Below are 1,031 nucleotides of genomic sequence, written 5' to 3' on the forward strand. Positions count from 1 at the left end.
GACCTCGACGCGGGTCACGACGGCGCCGGGGTAGTTGGCGTCGACGTTCTGCGGGTCGACCTTGTCGACGGAGTAGCAGTCGCCGGTCAGGTTCAGGGTGCAGTCGTCGAACTGCGCCTTGCTGATCTCCAGACCCCTGATCTCCTTGAGACCGGTGTGCTTGTCCCACTCGGCCTTGGTGACGACCCTGTCATCGCCGCCGATCCGGATGCCGTTGTAGACGGCCACGAACGCGTAGTCGTGGTCGAAGTCCTCGTGGACCGCGAAGTTGTAGTGGGTGAACGCCGCCTGGCCGACGTAGACGCCCCACGGGGCCTTGCCCTGGTAGTAACCCGGCACGAAGACCCACTTGTCCATGACGTCGCGGTTGCCCTCGACGTCGTAGACGCAGTGGCCGGCCGTGGAGACCAGGTTGCGGTAGGTGGACTGGATCGAGGTGGCCGAGCACCAGCGGTAGTCGCCCTTGTGGTCGACGAAGAACACCTTGCCGACGGTCTTGGGCAGGTTGACGTTCTTGACCCGGGAGACGGTGGCCTTCTCGCCGCCGATGGGGGCGACCGCGCCGGCCTTGCCGTCGGCGGTGGACTGGCCGCGGCTCGCGACGAGCGTGGTGACGGCCTTGGCGTCCCGGTTGTACTGCGTCGCCTTCTTCAGCGCGGCGCCGTTGGAGTCGAGCCAGAAGTTCGCCGCGGAGAGGGCGAGGGCCTTGGTGGCGGAGAGGTTGTCACGGGCCCAGTCCGGAGCGGCCTGGGCGGGCGCCGCCGCGGCGGTCAGCGCGGCGAAGGTCAGGCCGGCGGCGGTCAGGGCACCGCCGCGGGTGAGGAAGTGCTGTGCTCGGGGGTTCACGGAGTCTCCATGCATCGGGTGCGGACGCCCGGCGCGTCACAGGCGTCACGAGAGGGGTCCCGAAACCCTATCGGTCCTCACTTTTGCCCTGCTAGATGACTTCCTGGGAGTTCTGTTACTTTTCCTGACCGGTCGTGGAAATGGCCGAGGGGCCCGGCGAAACGCCGGGCCCCTCGGATGGAGCT

The 1,031-nt window shown here is 67.7% G+C and carries 1 protein-coding gene; it reads right to left on the reverse strand.

The genetic code is table 11. The features are described 5' to 3' along the window. A partial coding sequence (locus ACWJ6R_RS36955; RefSeq protein WP_449066643.1) for a trypsin-like serine peptidase occupies positions 1–846 on the reverse strand: 846 nt, incomplete at its 3' end. Between the last annotated feature and the right edge of the window lie 185 nt (positions 847–1,031).

The sequence above is a fragment of the Planomonospora algeriensis genome, assembly GCF_977012225.1.